Genomic DNA, 6744 nt, shown 5'->3' with positions numbered 1-6744 from the left:
GCGAGCCGCATGTCCGTAAGGCACGAACCGGAAATTGCCTCCCGGATCGCAGTAGCGTTTTTCTCGGAAGGAGCCAGTGAGCACTAAGAAGGCCTGAAAAGGTCGCTATTGTATGATGGTTTTGAGCGCGACCAAACTCATAGTCATCTACCAGCCCTCATATCGCGGGGGATATTTTGGGGGATATTATTTAGACTGCACTCACCAAGCAATTGAATTAACAAACAAATATCTGTTTAATTGGTGCGGTCGGGGGGACTCGAACCCCCACGAGTGTTACCTCACAGCGACCTCAACGCTGCGCGTCTACCAATTCCGCCACGACCGCAAGTCCAAGGCTGGTAAGTGCGGCACTCATAGACGAGCGGATTTGCGATGCCAAGAGGGAAATCACCCCCTTTTCATCGCACGGGCGCAGGGGTACGCCATGCGTATGGTGGATTGGATCATAACAGACGGGCTGACCGATTATGCGCAGGCCCTTGCCTTCATGGAAACCCGTGTCGCCGGTATCATCGACGGCACGGAAGATGAATGTATCTGGCTGCTCGAACATCCGCCGCTTTATACTGCCGGCACATCGGCCAAGACTGGCGATCTGGTCGATCCTGACCGTTTTCCGGTGCATCAGGCCCGGCGCGGTGGCGAATATACCTATCACGGTCCGGGGCAGCGTGTGGCCTATGTCATGCTGGATGTGGGCAAGCGGGGCCATGACGTGCGCCGGTTCGTCAAGGACCTCGAGAACTGGGTGATCGCCACGCTGGATACATTCAATGTCAAAGGTGAAATTCGCGAGGGGCGCGTGGGGGTATGGGTTGAAAGGCCCGACAAGACGCGCAACGCTGACGGATCACCCGCCGAGGACAAGATCGCGGCCCTTGGCATTCGCCTGCGCAAATGGGTGTCGTTTCACGGCCTTTCGATCAACGTCGAACCGGATCTGACCCATTTTGAAGGCATCGTCCCCTGCGGTATCCGCGACCACGGCGTGACGTCACTGGTCGATCTGGGGCTGCCGGTCACAATGGATGATCTGGATGTGGCGTTGCAGGCGACGTTTGACACATCGTTTACCGGCTGATCATTTCACCTTCTTGCGCTTTTTGCGAAATGTCGCGTTGAACGCAATCGTCACCCGCTCGTCGGCAGTTTCATTGGGATAGACCCAGTGGACAAGGTAGGATGGAAAAAGAATGATCTCGCCTGCGTCCGGTCTGATCTTGCGTTTGGGGCGAAAGCTGTTGGCCTGCAGAATCCGCCAGTTGGGCAAATCGCTGCGCGGGTCGAGAAATTCGATCATGCCGGAATTGCCTTCATCCACGGCAGGTTGAGAGACATAGTAAACCCCCGACCAATGTGCGCCGGGATGGGTATGCGGGGCGTTGAACCCGCCTTGGGGGTTAGCGTTCATCCAGCCGTTCAGCTTCATGTCAAGATCGGCGGGATCGACGCGCGATGTGACCTGACGGGTCAGATCATGGATCGCGGCAGATGCGGCCTTTTGCAGGCTCTGGATACACGCTGCGGGGTTGTCAAAGATATTGCCATCCGAATGCCAACCACCGCGATTGGATTTCTGCACACCTTCGCTGGCTGCCCGCATCCGCGCGCCTTCGGCCAGAAGTGCGGCATCCAGAACATCGTGGCCCGCCAGTTTGATCCGTGCCAATGGGGTCGCGAACAGCATATCTGTCCTTGAAGTTTCAAACATCGTTCATCCTAAAGATTTTTGCCGAACTCGGTCACAAGCGAAGCCACAACAGCCCGAAGCGCCTCTTGCGCGTTTGCCCCTGCCTCCAGTGCCCCGGTGTAAACCTTGCGTTGCTGGTCTGAACTGGTGCCATCGGTCACAATATCGCGCGCGGCCTGAACCTCTGCCACACAGTGCAGCGCTTCGGCGTCATCTGCAACAAGCTCCAGTATCTCGTCTACGGCCTGCGAGAACGGAATGAGCGACTTGCGCCTGAAATCGATCAACCCTTCCGAAATGCCATAGCGTTGCGCGCGCCACCGGTTTTCTTCCACCATAAAATTCTGCACGACCGGCCAGCCATCCCCGTCCATTGACTTGCGCCACAGCATCCGCGTCAGGCATTGTGTGAGTGCGGCCAGCGTTAGCGTGACTTCCATGCGCGGGGAGACGTCGCAGATACGCGATTCGATGGTGGGAAATCTGGATGAAGGGCGCAAATCCCACCAGATTTTCGAGGCGTCCTCGATCAACCCCAGATCAATCAGCGTATCGACCGTCGCGGAAAACTGTGACCAGTCTTCCATCTGTGGCGGCAGGCCCGTGCGCGGCAGATTGTCGAAGACCGTCAGACGATATGAATTCATGCCCGTATCCTCGCCCTGCCAGAACGGCGAGGATGTGGACAGCGCATGAAGATGCGGCAGGAAATACTTGAGCTGGTTGATCAGCTTGATCCGCATGTCCTTGTCCGGGATACCGACATGCACGTGCATCCCGCAGATCAGCATACGCCTTGCCACACCCGCCAGATCGCGGCGCAGCTTGTTATAGCGCTCCTTGTCTGTGTGATGTTGTTCCTTCCAGTCGGCGAACGGATGGCAAGAGGCCGCAATCGGGGCCAGCCCGAAATCCGCAGCATGGCGGGCGACGGTGCGGCGCAAGTGGCTAAGGTCCGTACGGGCCTCTGCGATGGTTTGGCAGACGCCGGTGCCAATTTCGATCTGGCATTGAAGGAATTCGGGGCTGACTTTGCTTTCGAGGTCCTTCTTGCAGGCGCTGATCAATCCGTCAGGGGCGTGCGCCAGCGCATAAGTCTCTTGATCGACCAGCAGATATTCCTCTTCGATACCGATCGTGAACGGTGGCTCTTCCTGACCCATAGCGAAACCCCTCTTCGTTGGGGCCAATCTAGCGGCAATCTTGCGACCTGTCAGCGGTTCTGATCAAATGACCCCCTGCGCCAAATTAACCCAACCAATCAGGTGCATCCTTTGTTGCTCCCCCAGCATCAACCCATTAGAACGATGACAAATCGCTGGCGGGCCACGACTCGGCGGCGTTCAAAGTAGCCAATACGAGGAGAGCCAAAATGGCAGACGCAGCCATCCACGGCGACGCACACGAAGACGAGCGGGGGTTCTTTACCCGCTGGTTTATGTCAACGAACCACAAAGATATCGGCATCTTGTACTTGTTTACTGCAGGTATCCTTGGCTTTATTTCGGTCGCCTTCACCGTCTACATGCGCATGGAACTGATGGAGCCCGGTGTACAATACATGTGCCTTGAAGGCGCGCGACTGACGGCCGCAGCAGCAGGTGACTGCACGCCAAACGGCCATCTCTGGAACGTTTTGATCACCTATCACGGTATCTTGATGATGTTCTTCGTTGTTATTCCGGCCCTCTTTGGTGGCTTTGGTAACTATTTCATGCCGCTGCAGATCGGTGCGCCGGACATGGCGTTTCCGCGCCTCAACAACCTTTCTTACTGGATGTTCGTGGCCGGTGCGTCCTTGGGTGTGGCATCCATGCTAGCCCCGGGTGGTAATGGACAAGCAGGTTCGGGCGTTGGCTGGGTGATGTATGCGCCGCTGTCCACCTCGGAAACGGGGATGTCGATGGACCTTGCGATCTTTGCGGTTCACCTGTCGGGCGCGTCATCGATCCTCGGTGCGATCAATATGATCACGACCTTCCTGAACATGCGCGCGCCGGGCATGACGCTGCACAAAGTGCCTCTTTTTGCGTGGTCGATCTTCGTGACCGCATGGTTGATCCTTCTGGCCCTGCCCGTGCTGGCCGGCGCGATTACGATGCTACTCACAGACCGGAACTTCGGCACGACCTTCTTCCAGCCCGAAGGCGGCGGTGACCCTGTGCTTTACCAGCACATCCTGTGGTTCTTCGGACACCCTGAAGTCTACATCATCATCATTCCCGGTTTCGGAATCATCAGCCACATCGTTGCGACCTTCTCGCGCAAGCCGATCTTCGGCTACCTGCCGATGGTCTATGCGATGGTGGCAATTGGTGTTCTGGGCTTCGTTGTTTGGGCGCACCACATGTATACCGTGGGCATGTCACTGACCCAGCAGTCCTATTTTATGCTGGCAACCATGGTGATCGCTGTGCCGACAGGTGTGAAGATCTTTAGCTGGATCGCGACGATGTGGGGCGGATCTGTCGAGTTCAAGACACCGATGCTCTGGGCCTTCGGGTTCCTGTTCCTGTTCACCTTGGGTGGCGTCACAGGCATCGTTCTGTCTCAGGCCGGTGTGGACCGGGTGTATCACGATACCTATTATGTCGTCGCTCACTTCCACTATGTGATGAGCCTTGGTGCGGTCTTCTCGATCTTTGCCGGCATCTACTTCTACCTGCCAAAGATGTCCGGCCGTATGTATCCCGAGTGGGCAGGCAAGTTGCACTTCTGGGCGATGTTCATCGGCGCGAACCTGACATTCTTCCCACAGCACTTTCTGGGCCGTCAGGGTATGCCACGTCGCTACATCGACTATCCCGAGGCGTTTGGATACTGGAACTACGTATCGAGCTTGGGTGCGTTCCTGTCGTTCGCTTCATTCGTGTTCTTCATCGGTGTCCTTGCCTGGACCCTAACCAAAGGCAAGCGGGTGACCGAAAACAACCCATGGAACGAATATGCAGACACGCTGGAGTGGACGCTGCCAAGCCCACCACCGGAGCACACGTTCGAAACACTGCCAAAGCAGTCCGACTGGGACAAGAAGCACGCGCATTAGCGTAGGGCGTAAATGAAATCGGAGAGAAGGCCCTGCCAAAAGGTAGGGCCTTTTCTTTTGGCCCGTTCAATCCCAAGTCCGGAACATAAACCATCAGATAGTTTGACCTCGCGCGCCTGCGTATTAAAACTTCTATATGCCCTATGAATGGACCCCCGAACCAACCGACAATGTCTCCCACTGGCAACTGAGCCTTTGGCCTTATCGCTCGCTTTTGCGCAAGGATTTCGTGCTATTTATCGGGGCGACCGCAGCCCTAGTCGCCCTGCCCTTGCTGACATTACTGGGCCAGCCTGTGTTATGGGGATTATTGCCGTTCTTTGGCCTGATGATCGCGGGCGTCTGGTACGCCCTGCACGTCAGCTATCGCCGCGGAGAGGTGCTGGAGGAACTGACCGTGGATGAAGCACATGCGCACCTGATCCGGCACAACCCCAAAGGCGATACGCAGGAATGGGATGCAAACCGCTATTGGGTGACGGTTCATCTGCATCCCAAAGGCGGACCGGTTGAAAACTATATTACACTCCGCGGCGGCGACCGCGAAGTGGAAATCGGAGCGTTTCTGGATGTAGAGGAAAGGTTGGCACTATATGACGATCTGAAGCGCGCGCTGCGCTCCGGTCAGTGACGCTGATCCCTAGCCGAGCCGGTCCTTGACCATCGGACCGGCTTTGCCAAAGTCCATGCGCCCCGTGTATTTGGCTTTCAGGACGCCCATGACCTTACCCATGTCACGAATGTTCTCTGCGCCGACTTCGGCAATCGCGGTATCGACAGCTTTGGCAGCCTCATCTTCGCTCAACTGCTTGGGCAGGAATTCCTCGATGATCTTGATCTCGGAAAGTTCTTTCTCCGCCAACTCAAGCCGCCCACCTTCTTCGTAGGCGCGTGCGCTTTCCTGGCGTTGCTTTACCATGCGCCCGAGGATCGCCAGAATATCGTAATTACTGACGCCGTCTTCTTCATCTCCTGTGCCGCGTGCCGCGATATCCTTATCCTTGATCGCGGCATTGATAAGCCGCAGCGTTGAAAGGCGATCTGCTTCTTTCGAACGCATCGCATCCTTGAGGGCCGCATTGACCCGTTCGCGCATGTCCATAAATGTGTCCCGTACATTTTTCGTCAAACGAACATAGCACATAGTGTGCCCGCGCCCCAGAGACAAGGACCATCGCCGCGACGTCACCCCTTGTTTACAAGGCCGCAATCCGCCCTTGACCATGGTCTCTACCCTGCGTACACCCGCCACAATTTGGCATTTGTGGAGAGTGGTCATGACGCAGAAACCAACGGCATGTCTGGCCCTTGCGGATGGAACGATCTTCTATGGCATGGGCTTTGGCGCTACCGGTGAAACCGTAGCAGAGCTTTGCTTTAACACCGCAATGACGGGTTATCAGGAAATCATGACGGACCCATCCTATGCGGGTCAGGTCGTGACCTTTACCTTTCCCCATATCGGCAATACCGGCGTCAACCCTGAAGACGACGAAACCGCTGATCCCGTCGCCGAAGGCATGGTTGTCAAATGGGATCCGACACAGTCTTCCAACTGGCGCGCAACCGAGGAACTGACCGCATGGCTGGCCAAGCGCAACCGCATCGGGATGGGTGGTGTCGATACCCGTCGGCTGACCCGTGCGATCCGGCAGCAAGGCGCGCCGCATGTGGCACTGGCGCATGACCCGGACGGCAACTTCGACATTGAGGCGCTGGTCAGAAAAGCCCGCAGTTTCCAAGGGCTTGAGGGCCTTGATCTGGCCAAAGTCGTGACCTGCGCGCAATCCTACAGCTGGAATGAAATGCGGTGGGCCTGGCCTGAGGGCTATAAGCCGCAAAACGACCCCAGGCACAAAGTCGTCGCCATTGATTTTGGTGCAAAGCGCAATATCCTGCGCTGCCTTGCCAGTGCGGGTTGCGACGTGACCGTTCTGCCTGCAACCGCGACTGCCGAAGACGTGCTGGCCCTGAACCCCGACGGCGTGTTCCTGTCCAATGGCCC

At 56.8% G+C, this 6744-nt stretch carries 7 protein-coding genes and 1 tRNA gene; 4 read left to right on the top strand and 4 right to left on the bottom strand.

Annotated features, from left to right (window positions below; all coding sequences use genetic code 11):
- Nucleotides 1-241: 241 nt before the first annotated feature.
- A tRNA-Leu gene (locus R6T97_RS15920) sits at nucleotides 242-328 on the bottom strand.
- A 105-nt stretch (nucleotides 329-433) separates the two neighbouring features.
- Between R6T97_RS15920 and lipB the strand changes: the two genes are divergently transcribed.
- On the top strand, nucleotides 434-1084 hold the full coding sequence (lipB, locus tag R6T97_RS15915) for a lipoyl(octanoyl) transferase LipB (RefSeq protein WP_410350265.1): 651 nt from the start codon (nucleotides 434-436) through the stop codon (nucleotides 1082-1084).
- On the opposite strand, the gene R6T97_RS15910 is transcribed toward lipB, so the two are convergent.
- Nucleotides 1085-1690 carry a TIGR02466 family protein gene (locus R6T97_RS15910; protein ID WP_410350264.1) on the bottom strand — a complete coding sequence of 202 codons (606 nt, stop codon included), beginning with the start codon at nucleotides 1688-1690 and terminating at the stop codon, nucleotides 1085-1087.
- Nucleotides 1691-1722: 32 nt separating this feature from the next.
- On the bottom strand, nucleotides 1723-2856 hold the full coding sequence (locus tag R6T97_RS15905) for a carboxylate-amine ligase (RefSeq protein ID WP_410350263.1): 1134 nt from the start codon (nucleotides 2854-2856) through the stop codon (nucleotides 1723-1725).
- Between the two features lie 209 nt (nucleotides 2857-3065).
- Here R6T97_RS15905 and ctaD point away from each other — a divergent pair, with 209 nt between their 5' ends.
- Both ctaD and R6T97_RS15895 read left to right on the top strand, forming a co-directional pair.
- The gene (gene ctaD, locus R6T97_RS15900; RefSeq protein ID WP_410350262.1) at nucleotides 3066-4739 is read left to right on the top strand and encodes a cytochrome c oxidase subunit I; all 1674 of its coding nucleotides are present in this window, start codon (nucleotides 3066-3068) and stop codon (nucleotides 4737-4739) included.
- Nucleotides 4740-4875: 136 nt separating this feature from the next.
- Entirely contained in the window at nucleotides 4876-5370 is a 495-nt protein-coding gene (locus tag R6T97_RS15895; RefSeq protein ID WP_410350261.1) for a DUF2244 domain-containing protein, read from the top strand.
- Between the two features lie 9 nt (nucleotides 5371-5379).
- On the opposite strand, the gene R6T97_RS15890 is transcribed toward R6T97_RS15895, so the two are convergent.
- Complete coding sequence (locus R6T97_RS15890; RefSeq protein ID WP_410350260.1) at nucleotides 5380-5841, bottom strand: GatB/YqeY domain-containing protein; 462 nt, start codon at nucleotides 5839-5841, stop codon at nucleotides 5380-5382.
- A 175-nt stretch (nucleotides 5842-6016) separates the two neighbouring features.
- Between R6T97_RS15890 and R6T97_RS15885 the strand changes: the two genes are divergently transcribed.
- The coding region (locus tag R6T97_RS15885) for a carbamoyl-phosphate synthase small subunit (protein ID WP_410350259.1) at nucleotides 6017-6744 on the top strand (728 nt) is incomplete at its 3' end.

The organism is Yoonia sp., assembly GCF_046498525.1.
Classification (GTDB): domain Bacteria; phylum Pseudomonadota; class Alphaproteobacteria; order Rhodobacterales; family Rhodobacteraceae; genus Yoonia.
The sequence above is the reverse complement of the archived record's forward strand: the minus strand, read 5'-3'. Positions and strand labels throughout refer to the sequence as shown.

Excerpts from the sequence above, each read along its gene's own strand:
- lipB (WP_410350265.1), top strand. The coding sequence starts at position 434 with ATGGTGGATTGGATCATAACAGACGGGCTGACCGATTATGCGCAGGCC.
- R6T97_RS15910 (WP_410350264.1), bottom strand. The coding sequence starts at position 1,690 with ATGCTGTTCGCGACCCCATTGGCACGGATCAAACTGGCGGGCCACGAT.
- R6T97_RS15905 (WP_410350263.1), bottom strand. The coding sequence starts at position 2,856 with ATGGGTCAGGAAGAGCCACCGTTCACGATCGGTATCGAAGAGGAATAT.
- ctaD (WP_410350262.1), top strand. The coding sequence starts at position 3,066 with ATGGCAGACGCAGCCATCCACGGCGACGCACACGAAGACGAGCGGGGG.
- R6T97_RS15895 (WP_410350261.1), top strand. The coding sequence starts at position 4,876 with ATGCCCTATGAATGGACCCCCGAACCAACCGACAATGTCTCCCACTGG.
- R6T97_RS15890 (WP_410350260.1), bottom strand. The coding sequence starts at position 5,841 with ATGGACATGCGCGAACGGGTCAATGCGGCCCTCAAGGATGCGATGCGT.